This window comes from Ruegeria sp. N10 (assembly GCF_056531545.1).
Window position 1 is genome coordinate 187,054 of sequence record NZ_JBQFLY010000001.1, and the last position, 23,452, is coordinate 210,505.

27 protein-coding genes and 2 pseudogenes are annotated in these 23,452 nt (G+C 61.3%); 26 read left to right on the plus strand and 3 right to left on the minus strand.

The annotated features are described in order from the left end of the window. Positions 1-63: 63 nt before the first annotated feature. From ACR0JI_RS00930 to mltG, 5 genes are all read left to right on the plus strand, one after another. Complete coding sequence (locus tag ACR0JI_RS00930; RefSeq protein ID WP_050602116.1) at positions 64-297, plus strand: acyl carrier protein; 234 nt, start codon at positions 64-66, stop codon at positions 295-297. Between the two features lie 138 nt (positions 298-435). Further along, positions 436-975: a GNAT family N-acetyltransferase gene (locus ACR0JI_RS00935; RefSeq protein WP_480473385.1), complete on the plus strand. Its 540-nt coding sequence runs from the start codon at positions 436-438 to the stop codon at positions 973-975. Positions 976-1,098: 123 nt separating this feature from the next. Continuing rightward, complete coding sequence (locus ACR0JI_RS00940; protein WP_480473384.1) at positions 1,099-1,842, plus strand: 1-(5-phosphoribosyl)-5-[(5-phosphoribosylamino)methylideneamino]imidazole-4-carboxamide isomerase; 744 nt, start codon at positions 1,099-1,101, stop codon at positions 1,840-1,842. Between the two features lie 179 nt (positions 1,843-2,021). Further along, positions 2,022-3,287, plus strand: coding sequence for a beta-ketoacyl-ACP synthase II (gene fabF, locus ACR0JI_RS00945; RefSeq protein ID WP_480473383.1), 1,266 nt, complete (start codon positions 2,022-2,024; stop codon positions 3,285-3,287). Beyond that, on the plus strand, positions 3,288-4,445 hold the full coding sequence (gene mltG, locus ACR0JI_RS00950) for an endolytic transglycosylase MltG (RefSeq protein WP_480473382.1): 1,158 nt from the start codon (positions 3,288-3,290) through the stop codon (positions 4,443-4,445). It abuts the gene before it with no gap. A 90-nt stretch (positions 4,446-4,535) separates the two neighbouring features. Here the strand turns inward: mltG and ACR0JI_RS00955 are convergent, their stop codons facing one another. Further along, on the minus strand, positions 4,536-5,801 hold the full coding sequence (locus ACR0JI_RS00955; protein WP_480476779.1) for a DEAD/DEAH box helicase: 1,266 nt from the start codon (positions 5,799-5,801) through the stop codon (positions 4,536-4,538). A 701-nt stretch (positions 5,802-6,502) separates the two neighbouring features. Here ACR0JI_RS00955 and ACR0JI_RS00960 point away from each other — a divergent pair. The 20 genes and pseudogenes from ACR0JI_RS00960 to ACR0JI_RS01055 all read left to right on the plus strand — a co-directional run bounded on the left by ACR0JI_RS00960 (position 6,503) and on the right by ACR0JI_RS01055 (position 21,882). Beyond that, positions 6,503-6,847, plus strand: coding sequence for a hypothetical protein (locus tag ACR0JI_RS00960; protein ID WP_267366896.1), 345 nt, complete (start codon positions 6,503-6,505; stop codon positions 6,845-6,847). Next, positions 6,825-8,126 carry a DNA-packaging protein gene (locus tag ACR0JI_RS00965; protein WP_480492972.1) on the plus strand — a complete coding sequence of 434 codons (1,302 nt, stop codon included), beginning with the start codon at positions 6,825-6,827 and terminating at the stop codon, positions 8,124-8,126. Before ACR0JI_RS00960 ends, ACR0JI_RS00965 begins: the two co-directional genes overlap by 23 nt. A gap of 185 nt (positions 8,127-8,311) precedes the next feature. Continuing rightward, positions 8,312-8,938 (plus strand): C39 family peptidase, encoded by a 627-nt coding sequence (locus tag ACR0JI_RS00970; RefSeq protein ID WP_480492973.1) that lies wholly within the window; start codon positions 8,312-8,314, stop codon positions 8,936-8,938. Positions 8,939-9,199: 261 nt separating this feature from the next. Beyond that, on the plus strand, positions 9,200-10,363 hold the full coding sequence (locus tag ACR0JI_RS00975) for a phage portal protein (protein WP_480492974.1): 1,164 nt from the start codon (positions 9,200-9,202) through the stop codon (positions 10,361-10,363). Next, positions 10,356-10,574, plus strand: a complete 219-nt coding sequence (locus tag ACR0JI_RS00980) for a GTA head formation protein, RCAP_rcc01685 family (protein WP_267365006.1) — start codon at positions 10,356-10,358, stop codon at positions 10,572-10,574. The genes ACR0JI_RS00975 and ACR0JI_RS00980 overlap by 8 nt, the downstream gene beginning before the upstream one ends. A gap of 14 nt (positions 10,575-10,588) precedes the next feature. Beyond that, positions 10,589-11,146: an HK97 family phage prohead protease gene (locus ACR0JI_RS00985; protein WP_480492975.1), complete on the plus strand. Its 558-nt coding sequence runs from the start codon at positions 10,589-10,591 to the stop codon at positions 11,144-11,146. Between the two features lie 35 nt (positions 11,147-11,181). After that, positions 11,182-12,360: a phage major capsid protein gene (locus tag ACR0JI_RS00990; protein ID WP_480492976.1), complete on the plus strand. Its 1,179-nt coding sequence runs from the start codon at positions 11,182-11,184 to the stop codon at positions 12,358-12,360. 171 nt (positions 12,361-12,531) lie between these two features. Continuing rightward, entirely contained in the window at positions 12,532-13,131 is a 600-nt protein-coding gene (locus ACR0JI_RS00995; protein WP_480492977.1) for a head-tail connector protein, read from the plus strand. Then, positions 13,128-13,466, plus strand: a complete 339-nt coding sequence (locus tag ACR0JI_RS01000; RefSeq protein ID WP_480485293.1) for a phage head closure protein — start codon at positions 13,128-13,130, stop codon at positions 13,464-13,466. Before ACR0JI_RS00995 ends, ACR0JI_RS01000 begins: the two co-directional genes overlap by 4 nt. Then, positions 13,463-13,876, plus strand: a complete 414-nt coding sequence (locus ACR0JI_RS01005) for a DUF3168 domain-containing protein (protein ID WP_480492978.1) — start codon at positions 13,463-13,465, stop codon at positions 13,874-13,876. Before ACR0JI_RS01000 ends, ACR0JI_RS01005 begins: the two co-directional genes overlap by 4 nt. Before the next feature lie 20 nt (positions 13,877-13,896). After that, the gene (locus tag ACR0JI_RS01010) at positions 13,897-14,310 is read left to right on the plus strand and encodes a phage major tail protein, TP901-1 family (RefSeq protein ID WP_480492979.1); all 414 of its coding nucleotides are present in this window, start codon (positions 13,897-13,899) and stop codon (positions 14,308-14,310) included. A gap of 4 nt (positions 14,311-14,314) precedes the next feature. Next, positions 14,315-14,635 carry a gene transfer agent family protein gene (locus ACR0JI_RS01015; RefSeq protein ID WP_480492980.1) on the plus strand — a complete coding sequence of 107 codons (321 nt, stop codon included), beginning with the start codon at positions 14,315-14,317 and terminating at the stop codon, positions 14,633-14,635. Then, the gene (locus ACR0JI_RS01020) at positions 14,632-14,841 is read left to right on the plus strand and encodes a rcc01693 family protein (RefSeq protein ID WP_480492981.1); all 210 of its coding nucleotides are present in this window, start codon (positions 14,632-14,634) and stop codon (positions 14,839-14,841) included. The genes ACR0JI_RS01015 and ACR0JI_RS01020 overlap by 4 nt, the downstream gene beginning before the upstream one ends. Beyond that, positions 14,828-15,490: a phage tail tape measure protein gene (locus ACR0JI_RS01025; protein ID WP_480480413.1), complete on the plus strand. Its 663-nt coding sequence runs from the start codon at positions 14,828-14,830 to the stop codon at positions 15,488-15,490. The genes ACR0JI_RS01020 and ACR0JI_RS01025 overlap by 14 nt, the downstream gene beginning before the upstream one ends. A 15-nt stretch (positions 15,491-15,505) precedes the next feature. Beyond that, complete coding sequence (locus ACR0JI_RS01030; protein ID WP_267364987.1) at positions 15,506-16,138, plus strand: DUF2460 domain-containing protein; 633 nt, start codon at positions 15,506-15,508, stop codon at positions 16,136-16,138. Beyond that, complete coding sequence (locus ACR0JI_RS01035) at positions 16,138-17,025, plus strand: DUF2163 domain-containing protein (protein WP_267364986.1); 888 nt, start codon at positions 16,138-16,140, stop codon at positions 17,023-17,025. Before ACR0JI_RS01030 ends, ACR0JI_RS01035 begins: the two co-directional genes overlap by 1 nt. Further along, positions 17,022-17,468, plus strand: a complete 447-nt coding sequence (locus ACR0JI_RS01040; protein WP_480492982.1) for a C40 family peptidase — start codon at positions 17,022-17,024, stop codon at positions 17,466-17,468. The genes ACR0JI_RS01035 and ACR0JI_RS01040 overlap by 4 nt, the downstream gene beginning before the upstream one ends. Next, positions 17,468-18,799, plus strand: a pseudogene (locus ACR0JI_RS01045) (baseplate multidomain protein megatron); the annotation flags it as partial. The gene ACR0JI_RS01040 and the pseudogene ACR0JI_RS01045, both read left to right, overlap by 1 nt. Before the next feature lie 162 nt (positions 18,800-18,961). Next, positions 18,962-21,577 (plus strand): annotated as a pseudogene (locus ACR0JI_RS01050) (baseplate multidomain protein megatron); the annotation flags it as partial. Positions 21,578-21,585: 8 nt separating this feature from the next. Beyond that, positions 21,586-21,882 carry a DUF7742 family protein gene (locus ACR0JI_RS01055; protein WP_480492983.1) on the plus strand — a complete coding sequence of 99 codons (297 nt, stop codon included), beginning with the start codon at positions 21,586-21,588 and terminating at the stop codon, positions 21,880-21,882. On the opposite strand, the gene ACR0JI_RS01060 is transcribed toward ACR0JI_RS01055, so the two are convergent. Then, complete coding sequence (locus tag ACR0JI_RS01060; RefSeq protein WP_480879119.1) at positions 21,863-22,258, minus strand: TraR/DksA family transcriptional regulator; 396 nt, start codon at positions 22,256-22,258, stop codon at positions 21,863-21,865. The two genes, ACR0JI_RS01055 and ACR0JI_RS01060, sit on opposite strands and share 20 nt — an antisense overlap. A 27-nt stretch (positions 22,259-22,285) precedes the next feature. Between ACR0JI_RS01060 and cysE the strand changes: the two genes are divergently transcribed. After that, the gene (gene cysE / locus ACR0JI_RS01065) at positions 22,286-23,095 is read left to right on the plus strand and encodes a serine O-acetyltransferase (RefSeq protein ID WP_480473363.1); all 810 of its coding nucleotides are present in this window, start codon (positions 22,286-22,288) and stop codon (positions 23,093-23,095) included. Between the two features lie 6 nt (positions 23,096-23,101). On the opposite strand, the gene ACR0JI_RS01070 is transcribed toward cysE, so the two are convergent. Next, positions 23,102-23,407 carry a hypothetical protein gene (locus tag ACR0JI_RS01070; RefSeq protein ID WP_480492985.1) on the minus strand — a complete coding sequence of 102 codons (306 nt, stop codon included), beginning with the start codon at positions 23,405-23,407 and terminating at the stop codon, positions 23,102-23,104. Positions 23,408-23,452 lie beyond the last annotated feature (45 nt).

Consider the following 23,452-nt stretch of genomic DNA (forward strand, 5'->3'; position numbering starts at 1 on the left):
GCCAACCCGTGCGGGCAAGGGCAGAATCGGGCGGACCGCCCTGTAAAGGAATGAGGAATAGACATGAGCGACGTCGCAGATCGCGTTAAGAAGATCGTTGTTGAGCACCTGGGTGTTGAAGAAGATAAAGTCGTGGAAAACGCGTCCTTCATCGACGATCTGGGCGCAGATAGCCTGGACACTGTTGAGCTGGTCATGGCCTTCGAAGAAGAGTTCGGCATCGAGATCCCCGATGACGCAGCCGAGACCATCCAGACCTTTGGCGACGCCGTCAAGTTCATCAGCGAAGCGTCCTAAGCGTTTCTTTCTGATCAAAATCGGCGCTTCCGGGCAACGGGGGCGCCGTTTTTTTATGCCTGCCCGAATTTCGGACTTGCGTGGCTATTGTGGCCTGCGCACTGTTTCCACTGAGGCAAAACTCAAAGTGGACAGGGCATGATAAGATCCACTCCGATGATAAATACCGCGCGTTTGACGCTGTGCGCCATGCGCCCGGAAGACTTCGACCGGTTTGCGGAAATTTGGCGTGACCCTTGTGTTGTCCGGCATATCGGCGGCTCTCCCCGGTCGCGTGGCGAAGCGTGGGATTCGTTCCTGCGTAATGCCGGGCATTGGCAGATGGCCGGTTTTGGCCAGTGGGGCGTGATGCAACAATCGAATCGCAAGCTGATAGGGCAGGCCGGATTCTTCTATAGCAACCGATGCATGGGCGACGATTTCGACGGCTTCCCAGAGGCGGGGTGGGTGCTGGTCCCCGAAGCACAGGGGCAGGGATTGGGATACGAGGCAGCCAAGGCTGCGCATGACTGGTTTGATCGGGTGATTCCCGGACCGTTGGTCGCGATGATAAACGCGACGAACATGTCTTCGCAGAAACTCGCCAAGAAGCTAGGCTATGTTCTGATGCGGGAAGGGGTGTATAATGAAACCCCGGTGCATTTGTTACGACGCAACGGACCGCCAGCTCGCGCATAGATTCGCCACTTAAACAGTATGCCGCAAAATGGCCAAGCTGTGCCGATCCCGGTGATTTCGGACGGGCGTTCTGGATGTATGCTGCCGGGGATTTTCAGAGCGATTGAGCGGAGGACCAAGCTCATGAGGATTTACCCCACGATGGAACTGCAGAACGGCCGGTGTGTCTCGCTGGACAAGGGTCGTCTGGAAGAAGCGATGATCTGGCACGTGAATCCGGTAGAAACCGCACGGAGCTGGGCAGAGGCGGGTGCCGAATGGATGCACCTGACGGATTTCGACGCGATCGAGGGTAAGGATACCAACGCGCAGCTGGTCGAAGATATCCTTCGCAAGGCCGAGATTCCGGTGCAGTTGGCGGGTGGCATGCGCTCGCGCGAGCAGATTGAGCGCTGGATCGACAAGGGCGCGGGCCGCATCGTGGTTGGCACGCTTGCTGCGCGTGAACCAAACCTGGTCAAGGATCTGGCCAAGCTGCACCCTGACCAGATCGTGCTGTCAGTGGATGTCTGGCAAGGCCTTGTTATGACTGACGGCTGGCGCAGCCAAAGTGCGTTCACGCCCGAAGCCTTTATCGACGCATTCGGCGATACGCCCTTTGCCGCCATCGTGGTAACAGATATCGACAGCGACATCGAAGATGTCGAGGCAAAGCTTGGTCTGATCTCGCGATTGGCAAACCATTCGCGTACTCCGGTGATTGCCAGCGGTGTCGTGCGCACAGCAGACGATATCTCACGGCTGGCATACATCCCCAACATCTCGGGCGCGATTGTCGGGCGTGCGTTGTTCCGCAAGACACTGGACTTGGCCAAAGCACTTGAAACTGCCAAATCGGCCCACGAGCCGGTCGCGCAGTTTCAGTAAGCAACTCCGCCCTTTCGGCTGGACGCGCGAAAGGGCGGTTTTGACAAGCGCCGAATTTCTGGTTTCCTTGGGCATTCGGCGACAGGACGCCGGGACGGAAAGAACCGTTGCTCTTGCCCCCGCACCCCGGGCCGGGGTATGAGCGGTTCTCATAAGAGGAAGCAGGCAAGAGGCACTTCATGCGCAGAGTCGTTGTAACCGGTCTTGGATTGGTCACTCCTTTGGCCAGCGGGGTCGAGGAAACCTGGTCGCGGCTGCTGGACGGAGAGTCCGGTGCAGGCCCAATCACGCATTTCGATGCAGAGGCAAGCGGGGTCGCAACGACCTACGCCTGCGAGGTGCCGCGCGGCGACGGAACCAACGGGACCTTCAATCCCGATGACTGGATGCCGCTGAAGGAGCAGCGCAAGATCGAAGACTTTATCCTGTATTCCATCGCGGCCGCCGAAATGGCCTGTAAGGATGCAGGCTGGCTGCCGGAAGACGAAGAATCGCGCCTGCGTACGGGTGTTCTGATCGGCTCGGGCATTGGTGGTCTGGGATCGATTGCCAATACCGCGAACCTGATCCGCGACAAGGGTCCGCGTCGGGTATCTCCGTTCTTTATTCCGGGCGCACTGATCAACCTGGCCTCGGGTCAGGTATCAATTCGCCATGGGTTCAAAGGGCCGAACCACTCGGTCGTGACCGCATGTTCAACCGGTGCGCACGCAATCGGCGACGCCAGCCGCATCATCCGGGCGGGTGACGCGGATGTCATGGTGGCAGGTGGCGGCGAGGGCTGCATCTGCGAGATCGGTATTGCCGGGTTCAACGCATGTAAGGCGCTGTCGACCAAATACGCAGATAATCCAAAGGCTGCCAGCCGACCCTATGACGTGGACCGTGACGGTTTCGTGATGGGCGAGGGCGCCGGCATCGTGGTTCTGGAAGATTACGAACACGCCAAAGCGCGTGGGGCTAAGATCTACGCCGAGGTTCTGGGCTATGGTATGTCGGGCGACGCCTATCACATCACTGCGCCGTCCGAGGATGGCGACGGGGCCGAACGTTCTATGAGAGCGGCGTTGCGCAGCGCCGGGCTGGAGCCGAAGGACCTGGATTACATCAACGCGCATGGCACCTCGACCATGGCGGACACGATCGAACTGGGTGCTGTCGAGCGCCTGTTGGGCGAGCATGCCGGGAATGCGACGATGAGTTCGACCAAGTCGGCAACCGGTCACTTGCTGGGTGCTGCGGGCGCGATTGAGGCAATATTCTCAATTCTGGCAATCCGCGATCAGGTCGCACCGCCAACAATTAACCTGGATAACCCGGCTGTTGAAACTCCGATTGATCTTGCCCCCAACGCCAAGCGCGAGCGTGAAATCAATGTGGCGCTGTCGAACTCGTTCGGGTTTGGTGGAACCAATGCCAGCGTGATCTTCGGAAAGGTCAATTAAATGTGGCGGGCCATCGCTTCGAATGCGCTGACCATCCTGGTGGTCGGCCTGTTTCTGGTGGGCGGTCTGATCCTGTGGGGACAGTCGCAGTACAAGGCCGAAGGCCCGCTTGAGACCGCGATTTGCCTTCAGGTCAAAAGCGGTTCGAACATGACACGTGTCAGTCGCGATCTGGAAGATCAGGGTGCCATTCGAAGTTCAATTCTGTTTCGAATGGCCGCTGACTATACCGATCAGGCGCAGCGGTTGAAAGCGGGCAGCTTTCTGGTGCGCGAAGGTGCGTCGATGGCGCAGATCATCGAAGAAATCACCAGCAGCGGCGCCAGCACTTGCGGGTCGGAAATCGAATACCGTATCGGTGTGACACGCACCCAAACCCGCGTGCGTGAACTGGATCCGGCAACACTGGATTTTGTCGAGATTGCTTCATTTGATGCGGCAGAGGAACAAACGCCTGAGGCCTATACCGAGAAACGCAACGAGTCTGATACGCGCTATCGCGTGTCGCTTGCCGAAGGTGTGACCTCGTGGCAGGTGGTTGAAGCTCTGAAATCATTCGAAGCGCTGTCGGGTGATGTGACCGAGATTCCGGCTGAGGGCATGTTGGCCCCGGACAGTTACGATGTTGTGGCCGGACAGGATCGCAATGCGATTTTGCAAGCCATGCAGGACAAGCAACAACTGCGGATCAACGCGGTTTGGGAAAGCCGTCAAGGCGGGTTGCCGCTGGACACTCCTGAAGAGATGCTGATCCTTGCGTCTATCATCGAAAAGGAAACCGGTGTTCCGGAGGAACGCGGCCAGGTCGCCAGTGTGTTCGTGAACCGCCTGAAACAAGGGATGCGGTTGCAAACCGATCCGACCGTCATCTATGGCGTGACAAAGGGGCAGGGCACATTGGGTCGCGGGTTGCGGCGCAGCGAATTGAACCGTCCAACACCGTGGAACACCTATCAGATCGACGGGCTGCCTCCGACGCCGATTGCAAATCCAGGTCTGGCGAGCCTGGAAGCAGCGGTTGCGCCGGATGACACCAACTATGTGTTCTTCGTCGCTGACGGCTCGGGCGGGCATGCGTTTGCAGAAACCCTGCAGGAGCACAATCGCAACGTTGCCAAATGGCGCGAAATTGAAGAACAGCAGAGCTCGGGGAATTAAGCCGGGCGGATTGCTGGTTTTGTTAACAAAATACGCCGACGCCGGTATAAAAACTGGCGTCGGCGTTTTCTTTGGCAGGCTCTTCAGTTCTTAGGCGGCTGAGCGTCTTTTGTTGGGACGGCGCCGTCTGGAGCTGGAAGGTTTCCCATCGCCGTTGGCCGGCTTGGGCTTGAACCCGCGACGGCGGTTGTTTTGACGACGTGCAGGTTGCTGAACCTCGACCCCTTCCGGCATGGTGCCGCTTGTGACAGGGATTTCAATTTTCATCAGCTTCTGGATCTGACGCAACAGGTCGACTTCTTCCGGTGCACAGAACGCGATCGCTTCCCCTTCGCGCCCGGCACGGGCGGTGCGCCCGATACGGTGGACGTAATTGTCGGGCACGTCGGGTAGGTCGAAGTTGATGACATAGGCGACGCCGGGGATGTCGATGCCACGCGCGGCAACGTCGGTGGCCACCAGTATGTTCACCTCACCAGCGCGGAAGGCATTGATGGCCCGGTCACGCTGGCCCTGGCTTTTGTTCCCGTGAATGGACGCCGCGTTAAAGCCGTCGTCCACCAGCCCTTTCATCAGCCGTTCGGCGCCGTGTTTTGTGCGGGTGAAGACCAGTGTCAGTGCATCCGCGTCCTGCGACAGGATTTCGCGCAACTTAGACGGTTTTCCGGGTTTCGAAACAAAGTGAAGGGACTGGGTGATCTTGTCAGCGGCCTTGCCCGGGGGCGAAACCTGCACCCGCTGCGGATTGTTCAGATAGGCACGGCTGAGCTCCTCCATCTGTTTCGGCATTGTGGCCGAGAACAGCATGGTCTGGCGGGGCGTGCCCAGTGCAGGCGCGATGCGACGCAGAGCGTGAATGAAGCCCAGGTCAAGCATCTGATCTGCTTCGTCCAATATCAGATGGCGCACCGAACCAAGGTCAACAGCGCCCCGTTCCATCAGGTCAATCAGGCGGCCCGGGGTGGCGACCAGAATATCGGTGCCACGTGCGAGGAACATCACTTGTTTGTTGATCGACTGGCCACCAACAACTGTAGCGACCCGCAGCTTTGTTCCTTTGGTGAGGGTGCGCAAACTGTCGGCGATCTGGTTCACCAGCTCGCGGGTGGGGGCGAGGATCAGTGATTTGGCTGTTTTGGGATCGGGCTTGCCGGGCTGCGCCAGCAGGTGGTCGATCAGGGGCAGGCCAAAGGCCAGTGTCTTGCCGGTGCCGGTTTGGGCCAGCCCGAGGATGTCATGCCCGTTCAGGGCCAGCGGAATGGCCTGGTTCTGAATCGGGGTGGGTTGAGTGAAATTGGCGCGTTTCAACGCGTCGTTCAGTGTCGGCGCGAGGCCGAGCATATCGAAGTCGAACAAAAAATTATCCTTTACGGCCCGCAGGTTAAACCCCACGAGCAGGTGGTGACTGGCCACGTTCATGTGACCGGCAGGGTTGTGCGAGACCTCGGGATGCGCGAGCGAATCCAGCGCCATCCGGCCATCGCGTAAAGAACCCTGCGTGAAGGGGAACCGGGAGTAATGTGCTGGCGCTGTGGGGCCTGAAGCCCGACGATGCTCACGCGGTGGCGCCGTGATTAAGCGCACATGAGGGTTTCGGGAGGGAATGTCAAGGACTGGTTTTGCCGCGGGCAGGTTGCGCGCAGGACCTTGACGCGTCGAAATCGGGTGATGCGGGCGATTTTGAGCGCGATTTCGGAAAATGTCAGGTTTGTACACGCGTCAAGGTGGGGAGTGTGCAATTTGTACACGCTGAAAGCGGCACGGGGGTAACCCTGTGTTAATCCCTCTGGTCGGTGAGGCGGTCAGAGCTTGGAAGGCTAAAGGGCGGGGCGGCGTTTTGGCCGAGGGTTACCATGGCCGGAAATTCACTGTCCGTTAACCCGCACCGTACGATCCCTGTTGCGCGCCTGTTGCGTAAATCCTTGACTTTACGCGCTTTATCCCGTATTGGTTGTGTCATGCTAGAAGAAGTGGGCGAACGGCCTCGGGGCGACCCGGTGGCCGTTTTTTCGTTTCTCTCGTGCGGAGAACACTCACGCATGAGGTCACAGGCAAACATGACTTTGATTACCCCGGAAGAGCGGATTTCCCAGACGGCTGAACTGTTGCAGTCCCTGGAAAGGTCCATTCGCGATCTGCGGCAAGCGGCAGAAGACCTGCGCAAACAGATCGGTGCCGGGGAGGATGCAGATCTTGCTGGTTCAGCCAAGCAACTCGGTCAGCTGGAGGGGCTGATCCGAAGTTGCCAGAAAGTGGAGACAAGCTTTGTCGAACAACATTACAGACAAGCCGGAATTGCCCAAGGAGGGTACGCGCTCGACCTTGAGCGGGCCCGATTTGAGATCGGGTGCAGGTTGGCTCGCCTCCGCCGATGCTGCGGTGCGGGAGAGATTTCTGAGTGAGATCGGGGAGGGGGGGCTGTGTGCCCTCCCTTTCCTGTTTGAATTCTGGGCGCTGCCGCATCAATTGCCGCCCGAAGGCGACTGGCGGTCCTGGGTGATCATGGGCGGGCGCGGTGCGGGCAAGACGCGGGCCGGGGCCGAGTGGGTAAGGTCGATGGTCGAGGGGCCGAAACCGCTGGACAAGGGCGAGGCGTGCCGCGTGGCGCTGGTGGGTGAAACATTCGATCAGGTGCGCGACGTGATGATCTTTGGCGACAGCGGGATATTGCAATGCTCGCCCTCGGATCGGCGGCCCACGTGGAAGGCATCCGAGCGCAAGCTGATCTGGCCCAACGGGGCCGAGGCGCAGGCGTTTTCAGCACATGATCCCGAAGGGTTGCGCGGGCCGCAATTTGATGCGGCCTGGGTGGATGAGCTGGCCAAGTGGAAGAAGGCGGGTGAGACCTGGGACATGCTGCAATTTGCGCTGCGCTTGGGCGAGCGGCCTCGGGTCTGCGTGACCACAACGCCGCGCAATGTGAAGGTTTTGAAGGAGTTGCTGGCGTCACCCTCTACCGTGCAGACCCATGCGCCGACCGAAGCGAACCGGGCCAATCTGGCGGCGTCGTTTCTGGAAGAAGTGCGCGCGCGCTATGCGGGTACTCGGCTGGGACGGCAGGAGCTGGACGGGGTGCTGCTGTCAGACGCGGAAGGAGCGCTGTGGACGGGTTCGATGCTGGAGGCGGCGCGCTGTGCGCAGGTGCCCGAATTGGATCGCATCGTCGTGGCGCTGGACCCGGCGGTGACATCCGGGTCAGGCGCGGATGCCTGCGGGATCGTGGTGGTTGGGGCGCAAGTGCAAGGCCCGCCTGAGGCGTGGCGGGCGTTCGTGCTGGCTGACCGAACGGTGCAGGGCGTTGGCCCGGCAGGCTGGGCGCAGGCGGCGATTGACGCCATGGATGAATTTGGCGCCGAACGGCTGGTGGCCGAGGTCAATCAGGGCGGGCAACTGGTTGAAGAGGTGGTGCGGCAGGTGGACCCTCTGGTGCCTTATCGGGCGGTACGCGCGTCGCGCGGCAAGGTCGCGCGGGCCGAGCCTGTGGCAGCGCTGTACGAACAGGGGCGGGTGCGCCATGTGGCCGGGTTGGACGCGTTGGAGGAGCAGATGTGCCAGATGACCGCGCGCGGGTTTGAAGGGCAGGGCTCGCCCGACCGGGTCGATGCGCTGGTCTGGGCGTTGCATGAGTTGGTTGTGGGGCCCGCGGGGGTGTTTAGAAGGCCGAGGGTGAGGGCGTTGTGAGGGCCGTCTAGCCTGTGTCACAATAGCCAAACAACTGCTTTGTTCTCTATACAAAAGCACCTACATGGTATTCGGCTTCTTTTCTTCGCTACTTTGGTCTTAAAAAGAACCTCAGAAGAGGATCCTTCGGCGCAGTTTGACTGCAACAGAATAGTTAGAATACGCTTCTGGAAAAGGAGGATGAAGTGTATTTAACGATAATACTGTCATTTTTGTTTCTTATTTTCACTTCGCCATCGGTAAACGCTGAAGTCGGTTGGCGCGAGGGAGCTGTTTCTCACCGACAGTTGCCACCCCCGGGCATAACAAAGTCCTACGTAAGATTAGATATTCCTCACATAAGGCAAGGCGATTATCTATGTGTACCAACTTCGGCGGCAATGGTTGTTCAGTATTTTGGGGGCAGAATTGATCCCGCCGAACTAAAAGCCATCGCTGAAGGTCACAAACCCCAAAGCCAAAGAAATTCAAAGTTCACGTATTGGAGAGATGCCAACTACGCACTTCGCAAGTTTGGGTATAAGTGGAAAATTCGCGATTACCCAAAAACATCCTCTGGCTTTAAATCTGGTCTTCGCGACATAAAGGCGAGTCTGAGAAAAGGCCGCCCGGTACTTATTGATGTCCATCAGGATGAGGGACACACATTTGTTGTAATGGGTTTTAATGATGAAGCACAGGTTGTTTATATTCGCGATCCAAACTTGCCAGGAAAACAGTCTCGCATTTTGAGCTATGCCGTACTGAAGGAAAATTGGCACAACCATAGATTCGCGAATAATCGCAGCGCTTTTTTCGCGTATCCGAAATAGTTTGTGTTAAACTTCTGGTTTCGTGCCGCTCATTCAGAACAGAAGTTTTTGGCATCGGTGAAACTCAGAGATCGTCTGAAGACAGTGAACGGCGGCTTTGTCTGTGAAGCGGGAAACTGAACTTTGACCGTGGCCGATCGCGGCAACAGGTCGAGATTGCCGTTGCGCACCCCCCGTACGCCCCATTCCCAAGCCCTAAACGTCTTTCCGTCATAACTCCTTTCAACAAGCCGGGCAGAGCGGCGGCAGAAAGGAGCACAGATGGTATTCGATTTCTTGCGTCGTGGATCGGCTGGGAGCGCGCCCGAGGCGAAGGCGAGCGCGACCGGGCCTGTGGTGGCGTGGCAGACCGGCGGGCGCGTGGCGTGGAGCCCGCGGGACACGGTGTCTCTGACGCGGACGGGGTTTTCGGGCAATCCGGTGGGGTTTCGGTCGGTCAAGCTGATTGCTGAATCGGCGGCGGCTCTGCCCTTGGTTTTGCAGGGTCAGGGGCAGCGTTTCGATGCGCATCCGATCCTGGCGCTGTTGCGGCGCCCGAATGCGGCGCAGGGGCGGGCAGAGATGCTGGAGGCCCTGTACGGGCAGCTGCTGCTGTCGGGCAATGCTTATGTCGAGGCGGTGCAGGTCGAGGACGGGCTGCCGGTTGAGCTGCATGTTTTGCGTTCGGACCGGATGAGCGTGGTGCCGGGGGCGGATGGGTGGCCCAAGGCCTATGATTACAGCGTCGGTGGCAAGACGCACCGGTTCTCGGCCGAGGCCATCTGCCATATCAAGACGTTCCACCCGCAAGATGATCATTACGGGTTCTCGCCGATGCAGGCAGCGGCGACGGCGATTGATGTGCATAACAGCGCCTCGCGGTGGTCGAAATCGCTGCTGGACAATGCCGCGCGGCCCTCGGGGGCGCTGGTGTGGAAGGGCGGTGATGGTCACGGAATGATGGCCGAGGAGCAGTTCCGCCGCCTGTCCGACGAGATCGAGCAGAACTATCGCGGGGCGCGCAATGCCGGCCGTCCGATGGTTCTGGAGGGGGGGCTGGATTGGAAGCCGATGGGCTTTTCCCCCTCGGATATGGAGTTTCAGAAGACCAAGGAAGCCGCCGCCCGCGAGATCGCGCTGGCCTTTGGGGTCCCGCCGATGCTGCTGGGGATACAGGGCGACGCGACCTATTCGAACTATCAGGAGGCCAACCGGGCGTTTTACCGCCTGACCGTGCTGCCTCTGGTGACGCGGGTGGCGGCAGCGGTGTCGGAGTGGCTGACGGGCTTTACCGGCGAGGATCTGATGCTGAAGCCCGATCTGGATCAAGTAACGGCCCTGTCCGCAGAGCGGGATGCGCAATGGGCGCGGGTCAATCGGGCGGAATTCCTGAGCGATGTGGAAAAACGCAGGTTGCTGGGGCTGCCGGAGCGTGCCGATGGCTGAGGGGTATCCGCCGTTCGAATGCGCGCCGGGGTTGCGTCTGGCCGCGCATGAGCGGGTGGCCGAGATCCAGCACGCGCATCTGTGCAGGCGGCTGGATCAGATCGAAGAGATGATGGAGCGGCTGGAGAAACGTCTGTGGCTGACGGTCTATGGTGTGGCCGCAGTGATCCTGGCGCAGGCGTTTCAGTCTTTCTTGGTGGTAACGCCATAAGTTCAGTGGGTTACATGGAGAAGTTCATGGATTTGGAGCATAAGTTCGCAGGGTTCGGTGACATCCTGTCAGTGACCGAGGATGCAATGATCGAAGGCTATGCCAGCCTGTTCGGGCAAGTCGATCATGGCAGTGACATGGTGCAGCGCGGGGCCTATCGCGCCTCGCTTGAGGGGCTCGCCAAGGCGGGTCAGCGGGTCAAGATGCTGTGGCAGCACGACCCGGCGCAACCCATAGGCGTCTGGGACGAGGTACGCGAGGACGACAAGGGCCTGTGGGTCAGGGGACGTCTGCTGGAAAGCACCCAGAAAGGCCGCGAAGCGGCCGAGCTGATCCGCGCGGGTGCGATGGATGGCCTGTCGATCGGCTATCGCACCAAACGGGCCGTGAAGAATGACAAGGGCCAGCGGGTCCTGACGGAACTGGAGCTTTGGGAGGTGTCGCTGGTGACCTTCCCGATGCTGCCCAGTGCGCGGGTGGCGGCAAAGGGGAGCGACCCCGATGCCGAGAATACCTGGCGCAGTATTGCCGAGGTGTTCAACGACGCCCGGCAGGAGCTGGCGCGGACCTAGCGCGCCTCAAACCCACCCAAAAACAGGACATGCTGATGAGCAAGACCGAGATCCCGGCCTTGACCGGAGAGGGTGCGCCCCTGGTTCAGGAGGTGAAGCAGGCGATGGCTGGCTTCGTGAATGAATTCAAGGGCCTGAAAGCTGAAGTTAAAACAAAACTGCAACAGACAGAAGAGCGACTGACCATGCTGGATCGTAAATCAACCATCGCGGCGCGCCCGCATCTTGCGGCCTCGACCCTGGACGGTGCACCGCACCAGAAGGCGTTCGACGCCTATGTACGCTCGGGCGAGGATGACGGGCTGCGCGGGCTGGAGATGGAGAGCAAATCGCTGTCCACCGCCGTCAACAGCGATGGCGGGTATCTGGTCGATCCGCAGACCGCCGAGACGATCAAGTCGGTTCTGAACGCAACCGCGTCGATCCGCTCGATTGCGTCGGTGGTGAATGTCGAGGCGAATTCGTTCGATGTGCTGATCGACCATACCGATGTCGGTGCCGGCTGGGCCGATGAGAATTCGTCCACTTCCGAAACCGGAACCCCGTCGATCGACCGCATCTCGATCCCACTGCACGAGTTGAGCGCGCTGCCCAAAGCCTCGCAACGTTTGCTGGATGACAGCGCGTTCGATGTCGAGGGCTGGCTGGCCGGTCGGATTGCCGACAAGTTCGCCCGTGCCGAGGCGGCGGCCTTTATCGCGGGTGACGGTGTGGACAAACCCAAAGGTCTGATGATCCACCGCGCGGTATCCGACGACACCTGGTCCTGGGGCAGCCTGGGGTATGTTGCCACCGGCATCGATGGCGGTATCGACGCGGATGCGATTGTCGATGTGGTTTATGCGCTGGGCGCGCAATACCGGGTCAATGGCACATTCGTCATGAACTCGAAAACGGCGGGTGTGATCCGTAAGCTGAAGGACAGCGATGGCCGCTTCCTGTGGTCGGACGGTCTGGCCGCTGGTGAGCCCGCGCGCCTGATGGGCTATCCGGTACTGATTGCCGAGGACATGCCGGATGCGGCCTCGGACAGCTTCTCGATTGCGTTTGGCGACTTCAAATCCGGTTACACCATCGCCGAACGCCCCGATCTGCGCGTGCTGCGCGACCCGTTCAGCGCCAAGCCGCATGTCCTGTTCTATGCGACCAAACGCGTGGGCGGTGATGTGAGCGACTTTGCAGCCATCAAGCTGGTGAAATTCGGCATCGCATAGGCGGTGGCGAATCCGGGGGGCCATCAGCCCCTCGGGCGGCGGGCACGGGCCGGGGTGAGATCCCCCGCGTTGTCTAGCTGCTCCCCTCCGTCCGAGCAACGTGGGGCGGCGCGTGCCCGTCATTTTCCTGACTGAGGCCCCCGGTGGGGTCCGAGATTGCGGAGTGAATGGATGATGTTGATCGAAGAAACCGCCATCGCGGATGCGGCGCTGCCGGTGGATCAGTTCAAGGCGCATCTGCGGCTGGGCAGGGGCTTTGCCGAGGATGACGTTCAGAACGAGGTGCTGAAGGGGTTCCTGCGGGCGGCCATGGCCGCGATTGAGGCGCGCACCGGCAAGGTTCTGATCGAGCGCGACTTTTCATGGAGCCTGAGCGGTTGGCGCGATCCGTCGGGCGAGGTTTTGCCGGTTGCCCCGGTGACATCGGTGCTGTCCGTGACGCTGACCGATGCGGCAGGTTCTGAAACCGTTGCGGATGCGGCGGTGTATCGGCTGGAACGCGATGGCCAGCGCCCGCGGTTGCGGCCGGTCGGGTTGGTCCTGCCTGCGATTGCAACGGGGGGTGCGGTGAAGATCGCCTTCACGGCCGGGATGGCCACGGATTGGGCCGGTTTGCCTGCCGATCTGGGCCAGGCGGTACTGTTACTGGCGGCGCATTATTACGAATACCGGGACGAGACCGCGCTGGGCGCGGGGTGCATGCCGTTTGGTGTCACCAGCCTGATCCAGCGCTATCGGATGGTGCGCTTTGGTGCGGGGGTGGTGCAATGAACACCCCGCGTCTGAACCGCAAGCTGGTGCTTGAGGCCCCGATGCGCAGCGCTGACGGGTCCGGGGGATATACCGAGGCTTGGGCCGCGCTGGGAACGCTGTGGGCCGAGGTCACGGCGCGCAGTGGTGCGGAACGGCAGATCGCTGGCGTTTCCGTCTCGCGCGTGGGGTATCGCATCGTGGTGCGGGGCGCCCCCGAAGGGTCGACCATGCGCCCGGCGCCGGATCAGCGGTTTCGCGAGGGCAATCGCCGTTTCGTCATCCGCGCCGTGGCAGAGCGTGACGCGCGCGGCCAGTACCTGACCTGTTTCGCGGATGAAGAGGTGGCGGCATGAGCTATGGCGTATCAGCCGCCCTGCAGGCGGCGGTGTTTCAGCACCTGACCGCGGATGCGGATGTCAGCGGCCAGTCCGGCGGCGCGATCTATGACGCGGTGCCCACGGGAACGGTTCCGCAGACCTATGTGACATTGGGCCCGGAAGAGGTCCGCGACGCCTCGGACCGGTCGGGCGCGGGTGCGATCCATCGCTTTACGGTTTCGGTGGTGTCCGAAGCCGCCGGGTTTGGCGCGGCAAAGACGCTGGCCGGGGCGGTGTGTGACGCGCTGGACAATGCGCCGCTGGTTCTGAGCCGCGGGCATCTGGTCGGGCTGTGGTTCGAGCGCGCCTCGGCCCGGCGAACCGGGACCGGCGGCAGCATCCGCCAGATCGACCTGAGATTCCGCGCCCGCGTGGAAGACGACTAAGCAATCAACGGAGAGAGCACATGGCTGCCCAGAACGGAAAAGACCTTTTGGTCAAAGTGGATATGAACGGCACGGGCCTGTTCCAGACCATTGCGGGCCTGCGGGCCACGCGGATCAGTTTCAACGCCGAAAGCGTGGACGTCACCAGTCTGGAAAGTCAGGGGGGTTGGCGCGAGCTGTTGTCAGGGGCGGGGGTCAAATCGGCCTCGATCTCGGGTTCGGGCGTGTTCAAGGATGCTGGTACGGACGAACGTGCGCGGCAGCTGTTCTTTGACGGCGAGACCCCGGCGTTTCAGGTGATCATCCCCGATTTCGGCATTGTCGAGGGGACGTTTCAGGTGACGGGCATCGAATATGCAGGCTCGCACAACGGTGAGGCAACCTATGAGATGAGCATGGCAAGCGCCGGTGCGCTGAGCTTTACGGCGCTGTAATCGCATGGCCAATCCGTGGACGGGCGAGGTGGCACTGACCATCGATGGAGAGCGGCGGGTGCTCAAGCTGACGCTGGGCGCTTTGGCGGAACTGGAGCAGGAGCTGAGCACCGGATCCCTGGTCGAGCTGGTGCAGCGGTTCGAGGGTGGCGCGTATTCCAGCAGTGACGTGTTGGCGCTGATCGTTGCCGGGTTGCGGGGCGGAGGCCGGAATGCCACCCGCGCCGACCTGTTTCATGCCGAGATCGAGGGCGGCCCGATGGCTGCGGCCAAAGCGGCGGCCGAACTGCTGGCCCGTGCCTTCATGGTGCCGGAAACGACATGAGCGGGTTCGACTGGCCCGCCCTGATGCGGGCCGGGTTTCTGGGGCTGCGGCTGACGCCGGAGCAGTTCTGGCGTCTGACCCCGGCGGAACTGCGGCTGATGCTGGGGCAGGGCGCCGGGATGCCCGCGATGAACCGGGCAGGCCTTGACGCGCTGCTGGCCGCCTTCCCGGACAAGCAACAAGGAGAGCGTGATGACGGATCGTGACGGGTTTGACGACTTGCAGGAACGGGGCGCAGCGCTGGGCGATGCCCTGGGTGATGCTGCGACGATGGCCGCGGCGTTTGACAGCCAGATGAAGCGGATCAGCGCCGCGTTCGAGGAAACCGGCAAGGATGTCGCCACGCTGGAGCGGGGCATGTCCAGCGGTTTGCGCAAGGCCTTTGATGGTGTGGTTCTGGACGGGATGAGCCTGTCGGGCGCGCTGGATGTGCTGAAGAACTCGCTGATCCAAACGGCTTATGCCGCCGCGATCAAGCCGGTGACGGATCATTTCGGTGGGTTGCTCGCAAACTCGGTCGGCGGGTTGGTGCAGGGTCTTCTGCCCTTTGCCGATGGCGGCAGTTTCAGCCAGGGCCGGGTGATGCCCTTTGCCAATGGCGGCGTGGTCAGCAGTCCGACGATGTTTCCAATGCGGGGCGGCACCGGGCTGATGGGCGAGGCCGGCCCCGAGGCGATCATGCCGCTGGCGCGCGGCGCGGACGGCAAGCTGGGCGTGCGCACGCAGGGCGGCGGGCGTTCGGTGAATGTGGTGATGAACATCACGACCCCGGATGTGCAGGGGTTCCGCCGCTCGCAGGGACAGATTGCAGCACAGATGAGCCGTGCGTTGGGGCGCGGCAATCGCAACAGGTAAATCAGGGAGCAGGTGATGACTTTCCACGAGGTGAGATTTCCCGCCAGCCTGAGCTTTGGCTCGGTCGGGGGGCCCGAGCGGCGCACGGATATCGTGACGCTGGCCAACGGGTTCGAAGAACGCAACACGCCCTGGGCCCATTCCCGGCGCAGGTATGACGCGGGGCTGGGGATGCGCTCGCTGGACGATATCGAGACGCTGATCTCGTTCTTCGAGGCGCGGCAGGGCCAGATGTACGGGTTTCGCTGGAAGGACTGGTCGGATTTCAAATCCGGCAAGGCCACGTTGGATGTCGATGTCGGAGATCAGGTTATCGCACGCGGCGACGGTGTGCGAACCGAGTTTCAGCTGATCAAGACCTATAGCTCGGGCGGGGTCAGCTATGCTCGCCCCATCGTCAAGCCGGTGCTAGGAACGGTGCGTCTGGGGCTGGATCAGGATGAGATCCGGGAGGGCGTGGAATTCGAGGTTGATCTGGCAACAGGCCGGATCACCTTTGCCGACCCGCCACCGGAAGAGGTGGATATCACCGCCGGGTTCGAATTCGATGTACCGGTGCGGTTTGACACCGACAAGATCCATACCAGCGTCGCCAGTTTTCAGGCCGGAGAGGCGCCAAACGTTCCCGTGGTCGAGGTGCGTGTCTGATGGCTGTGGATGAACAGGGCCTGCACGCGCATCTGCAAAGCGGGATGACCACCGTGTGCCGGTGTTGGGCGATCAGACGCCGGGATGGTCAGGAATACGGGTTCACCGATCATGATCTGGAACTTGGCTTTGACGGATTGACGTTCAGGGCCAGCACCGGATTGACGGCGGCGGCCATCGAACAGGCCACCGGCCTGTCCATTGACAACACCGAAGCCATGGGCGCGCTGTCGGATGCGGCCATTCGCGAAGAGGATATCGAGGCGGGGCGGTTCGACGGGGCCGAGGTGCGCGCGTGGCTGGTCAACTGGGCCGACCCGGATCAGCGTATCCTTCAGTTCCGGGGCTCAATCGGGGAATTGCGGCGCGCAGGCGGCGCGTTTCACGCCGAGCTGCGTGGCCTGACCGATTTGCTGAACCGCCCGTTGGGGCGCGTGTATCAGAAGCCTTGTACTGCCGTTTTGGGGGACCGGACCTGTCGGTTCGACATGGATACGCCCGGCTATTGGATCGAGGGCGCCGTCACCGGTTTCGATGGCGGAACCGTTCTGCTTGTTGCGGGCGGGGCAACCATCGAAGACGGCTGGTTCGAGCGCGGCAGGGTCGACGTTGTGTCGGGAGCGGCGAAGGGGCTTTGGTCATCAATCAAGCATGACCGGCAGGTGGCGGAAGGGCGGCAGATTACGCTCTGGTCCGGTTTCGGGGAAAGCCTGGTGCCGGGTGACATGGTCAGGCTGCGGGCGGGGTGCGACAAACGCATGGAGACCTGCCGCCTGAAGTTTAACAACCTGCTGAACTTTCAGGGCTTTCCTGATCTTCCGGGCGAAGACTGGGTGATGGCCGTTCCCAAACAGAGCAAAGCTAACAGCGGAGGGAGCCTGAGGTGACGATACACAGGCAGGATATTGTCGCAGAAGCGCGCAGCTGGCTGGGGACGCCTTATGTGCATCAGGCCTCGACCAAGGGGGCGGGCACGGATTGTCTGGGCCTGTTGCGCGGCGTCTGGCGCGCGGTGATCGGGCAGGAGCCCGAGGCGGTTCCGGTCTACAGTCTGGACTGGTCCGAACCGCAGGGCGAGGAACGCATGTGGGCGGCGGCGCGGCGGCATCTGGTCGAAAAACCGGTCGCCGATTTTGCGGTCGCAGATGTTCTGCTGTTCCGGATGCGCGATGGCAGCGTGGCCAAACATCTTGGCATCGTCAGCGTCGCAGGCCCGGAACCAAGGTTCATTCACGCCTATTCCGGCCATGGCGTTGTCGAGAACGCGCTGAGCGGCCCTTGGCGTCGCAGAATCGTTTCCTGTTTCGAATTCCCGTTGGAGGTGCTCTGATGGCTACTATTCTTCTTTCCGCAGCCGGGGCGGCGCTGGGCGGTTCAATCGGTGGAACGGTCGCGGGCCTGTCCACCGCGATCATCGGCCGGGCCATTGGCGCGACGGTTGGGCGGGTCATCGACCAGAGGTTCTTCAGCCAGTCCGTCATGGGCAGTGGCAGCGAAGTCGTCGAAACAGGCCGCATGGACCGGTTCAGGCTGACGGAAACCGGCGAGGGTGCACCGGTGACCACGGTCTTTGGGCGTATGCGCGTGGGTGGTCAGGTCATCTGGGCGTCGGACTTTCTTGAGACCGAGACCCGGGAAACGCAGGGCGGCGGAGGCGGGGGCAAAGGCAAACCCAAGGCCCCCGAAGTGACCACCGTCAGCTACAGCTATTCGATTTCGCTGGCCATTGCCGTTGGTGCAGGCGAGATCGCCGATGTCGGGCGCATCTGGGCAGACGGGGAAGAACAGGACCGATCCGGGCTGAACATGCGCATCTATCACGGCACGCTGGATCAGTTGCCCGATCCCCTGATCGAAGCAATCGAAGGGGCGGGCACGGTGCCGGCCTATCGCGGTACAGCCTATGTCGTGATCGAGGATTTCCCGCTTGCGAGTTTTGGCAACCGGGTGCCGCAGTTCTCGTTCGAGGTGGTGCGCCCCGCGCAGCGCGACATGCCGGATTACCCAAGCGCCCTGCCGCAGATCGTGCGGGGCGTGGCGATGATACCGGGCACGGGCGAGTATGCGCTGGCCCGTTCGCAGGTGAATTATACGCAATCCGGGACAAGCTGGGCGGCCAATGCGCATTCCGCGTCCGGTGTATCGGATCTTGTGAGCTCGACCCGTGCGCTGGAGACCGAGCTGCCAAATTGCGACGCGGCCTCGTTGGTGGTGTCGTGGTTCGGTGACGATCTGAGATGCGGCACATGCACGATCCGGCCCAAGGTCGAACAGAGTGGTACGGACAGCCGCAACATGCCATGGATCGTGTCGGATCAGGTCCGCAGCACGGCGGGCCAGGTCGCGCGGCAGGACGGCCGCCCGGTCTATGGCGGAACACCCGCAGACCCGGCGGTGGTCGAGGCGATCCGACACCTCAACCAGTCGGGAAAACGGGTCATGTTCTATCCGTTCATCCTAATGGAGCAATTGCAGGGAAACGGGCTGCCCGATCCCTGGTCGGAGGCCGCAAGCCAGCCCCATCTGCCTTGGCGGGGACGGATCACGCTGGATGTGGCACCGGGGCGCGCGGGGTCTGCTGATCAGACCGCTGCGGCGGACGCGCAGGTGGCCGCGTTCTTTGGGACAGCAAGTGCTGCGGATTTTACGATCAACGAAGGCTTTGACGCCCCGGTGGACATCGGCGGCGGCAGCGGCAGCAGTGGCTCGGGCCCGGTGCTTGGCGGGCGGCCGGATGATCGCGGGCCTGGCGATTTGCAATGGGTAAACGGTGGCGGCACGTTTGGCGGCTTGCTTGGCAATGGTCCGGTTCCGGCCACGAAGATCGTCAAATACTCTGGCCCGCAGGAATGGGGCCTGCGCCGGTTCATTCTGCACTATGCCATGTTGTGCAAGGCGGCTGGTGGGGTGTCATCCTTCTGTATCTCGTCCGAGATGCGTGGCCTGACCCAGATCCGCGGGGCCTCGGGGTTTCCCGCCGTTGCGCAACTGCGTGCGCTGGCGGCAGAGGTGCGCCAGATTCTGGGTCCGGACACCAAGATCGGCTATGCGGCGGATTGGAGCGAGTATTTCGGATACCAGCCGGATGGAAGCGGAGACAGGTATTTTCACCTCGACCCGTTATGGGCGGATGATAACATCGATTTCATTGGCATCGACAATTACGTGCCGTTGTCTGACTGGCGTGATGGCGAAAATCACGTAGACGCCGAGGCAGGTGCGCCGTCGGTCTACGACCTGGGATATCTGCGCAGCAATATCGAGGGGGGCGAGGGGTATGACTGGTATTATGCCTCGCCGGAAGAGGCCGAGGCACAGATCAGAACGCCCATCGAAGATCAGGAGCATGATGAGCCATGGGTCTGGCGGTACAAGGACCTGCGCGGCTGGTGGTCAAATCTGCACCACGAGCGGATCGGTGGCGTTCGTCAGCCCAATCCGACCGACTGGGTGCCCGGATCAAAGCCGATCTGGTTTACCGAGTTGGGATGTGCGGCAATCGACAAGGGCACGAACCAGCCGAACAAGTTTCTGGACCCGAAATCGTCTGAGTCGCTGCTGCCTGCATATTCAAACGGTCTGCGCGACGATTTCATTCAGGTCCAGTACCTTGCAGCGACCCTTGGATATTGGAGCGACCCGGACGTCAACCCGGTGTCGCAAGTCTACGGCGGGCCAATGCTGGATTTGGCGAATGCCTATGTCTGGGCGTGGGATACCCGCCCGTTTCCGACCTTTCCCAATTTGCGAAGCCAATGGGATGATGGGGCGAACTATGACCGGGGGCATTGGCTGAACGGCCGGTCCGGCTCGCGGACGCTGGCCTCGGTCGTGACCGAGATATGCTACGCGGCAGGGGTGACGGATATCGATGTTTCCGGGCTTTACGGTGTGGTTCGGGGATATGTCTTCGAAGATGTGACAAATGCGCGGTCGGCTTTGCAACCGCTGATGCTGCGCTATGGGTTCGACGCGATCGAACGGAACGGCATCTTGCGCTTTCAGATGCGCGATGGCTATGGCGCGATTGCCCTGAATCCTGATCATCTGGCGATCAGCGGTGATCTGGATGGCACGGTTGAGCACCGGCGAGAAGCCGAGGCCGAGATGACGGGCCGCGTGCGCCTGCGTTTTGTCCAGTCGGATGCGGATCACGATCTGGTTGCGGAAGAGGCGGTTCTGCCCGAGGACAGCACGCATTCGGTCTCGGTCAATGAGATGCCGTTGTCCATGACACGCACCGAAGGCCGGCAAACGGCTGAGCGCTGGTTGAGCGAGGCCCGTGTTTCCCGCGATACGGTGCGGTTTGCCTTGCCGCCATCGCTGCTGCATCTGGGCGCAGGTGATCTGGTGCGGTTGTCAGAAACCGAAAACAGCCCCCTTTACCGGATTGACCGTCTGGAATCGGCCGATCTGCAACTGGTCGAAGCGGTCCGGGTTGAACAGGGTGTGTACAAGGCATCGCACCTGCACGACGACCCGGCGGTTGTCAGACCCTATGCCGCGCCCGTTCCCGTGCTGCCGGTGTTTCTGGACCTGCCGCTGATCACCGGGGCAGAGACCCCGCATGCACCCTATCTTGCGGTGACCGCTGATCCCTGGCCAGGGGCTGCAATGGTTTATTCCTCCTCAACCGATGAGGGGTACAGCCTGAGTGATGTGATCCCTGGTCAGTCCGTTGTGGGCGTGACCGAAACGCCGTTGAGGCGCGCCAGTGTCGGCGTCTGGGACGAGGGCCCAGCGGTGAAGGTGCGACTGTTGGCCGGTCAGCTGGAATCGCGCCCGCGCAGCGCGGTTTTGAACGGTGTCAATCTAGCGGCCATCGGCGACGGAACACCCGGCAACTGGGAGGTTTTCCAGTTCTCGGATGCCACGCTTGACTCCCCCGGCGTTTACGCGTTGTCCGGGCGGTTGAGGGGCCAGTTGGGGGCGGATGCCCTGATGCCGGATGTCTGGCCGGACGGGTCCCTTTTCGTGTTGCTGAACGATCAGGTGCAGCAGATCAACCTGTTGCGCAACGAGCGGGGGCTGGCCAAACACTATCGCATCGGCCCGGCGACCCGTGGTTACGACGATCCGGCTTACCAGCACCTGATCGCCTCATTCGATGGCAATGGTTTGCGCCCGTTTTCCCCGGTTCACCTCCGGGTGCGATCCGACGCAACCGGCGATCACCTGACCTGGGTGCGGCGCACCCGGTTGGATGGGGATGACTGGTCAGGGCTGGAGGTTCCACTGGGCGAGGAAAGCGAATCCTATCTTGTGCGTGTCTTTGCGGGGGGAACCCTTGTCCGCGAAGAGATGACATCCCTTCAGGGCTGGTCCTATTCGGCGGCGATGAAGGCGGCAGATGGTCTGACCGGGTCATATGAGGTCGGGATTGCGCAGGTGTCGGCCATTTACGGCCCCGGTGCGATGGCGCGCCTGGTTGTCGGATAAGCGGCCTGATGCGACCGGTTTTGCATGGTGATGTAAGTGCCGCGGCGCGCGCCTTGTTGGCGGCGCCGCCGACCGAGCGGACCCGCTTATGCGCCCAGATGATCCATGAAGCGGAACTGGCCGACAATCACCGCGCGCGCACGGGTCGGCTGCATCCGGTTTACGGCAACGGATCGTTGATGACGGTTGCGCGCAACAGGGTGCTGGCGGACGAGCCGGGGTTTGACGACTTGCAATATTGTCAGTGTTTTTCGATGGTTTTGCACCATCTTGCCGAGTTTCTGATCACCCGGTCGCGCAGCTGACACATTTGCTGGCGGCCAGATCCAGAAACAATCGCCCATCGGGAATACGGTCGCCACAATCCTCGCAATACCCGTACTCCCCCTCGTCCAGCCGCATAAGCGCGGCCTGAAGGCGGCGGGTTTCAACATTGCGATTCACCTTTTGCGCCTTTGCCATCGCCTGGTTATGCAGCGCATCCATGCGGCTGAGCCGACCCACGGCCTGCTGATCCAGCTCAACAACGGCCTGAGCCTGTTGGCCTGATGCGGACAATTGATTCAGTTCGGCCAGACGCTCGCGAATTCGTGTTTCAAAATATGTGCGCTCGGACTCATTCATTTTCGTTGTATCGCGGATCACGGGTTTGCGTTTGGCCTTTTTGCCACTAAATGGCATTCTAGGCGCAGCAAAGGATCAAAAGCTATGTTTGAAAAACGCAGCCCTGTGACACCGGTCGATCCGGTCTGGAACCGTATCACATCCGAAGCCCAAGCAGCCGTCGAGACGGAGCCGCTTATGGGCGGGCTTGTACACGCCTGTATTCTGCATCACCGCAGCCTTGAGCGTGCACTGTCCTATCGGATCGCGGCCAAGCTGTGTTCGAACGAAATGTCGATGATGGTTCTGCGTGAGATCGTGGACGAGGCCTATGCAAACGATCCCGGATTGCTGGAAGCCGCCCGCGCCGATCTGATGGCGGTTTATGAGCGTGATCCGGCCTGCCATCGGTTGTTGCAGCCGATCCTGTATTTCAAGGGCTATCAGGCCATGCAGGCCTATCGCGTGGCGCACTGGCTGTGGCGCAAGGGGCGTTTTGATCTGGCCTATTTCTTCCAGATGCGATCGTCGGAGATATTCGGCATCGATATTCACCCGGCCGCGAGGATCGGCAAGGGGATCATGATCGACCACGCCCATTCCATCGTCATCGGTGAAACCGCCGTGGTCGGAGACAACGTGTCGATGCTGCATTCGGTGACGCTGGGCGGAACCGGCAAGGAGGAGGAAGACCGCCATCCCAAAATCGGAGATGGTGTTCTGATCGGGGCCGGGGCAAAGGTTCTGGGTAACATCAAGGTCGGCCATTGCAGCCGTATCGCCGCCGGTTCGGTGGTGTTGCAGGACGTTCCGCCGTGCAAGACCGTTGCCGGTATCCCGGCCAAGATCGTGGGCGAGGCCGGATGCGATCAGCCGTCGATCTCGATGGATCACATGCTGGGCAAAGATCAGTAAACGGTTTCAGTCCGAGCGGTTGTTGCGCCTTTCCAACCGCTCGCGACGCCTGTCTTCCCGCTTTTGCCTGCGCATTTCCCTGCGCTGTTTTTGCTCGGCTTTCTGGCGCGCGATGACGGCGGGATCGTTCGAATTGAACTTTGAATTCTCACCGGGATAGCTGTTGGGCTTTGCGGATACCGCATCAGGTGCCGCCCCCGCGAGGAGTACAAAGACGAACAGGATTTGGATCAGGGATCGTAGGAACATCGCGCACCTTTCTTCGTTCAGCATCCGCAGGAAGAAGGTGGGGATGACGCCAGTGCCGGACAATCGGTTCGCCGATCACGGGGGCTCAATTCAGCGCCATAAAATATG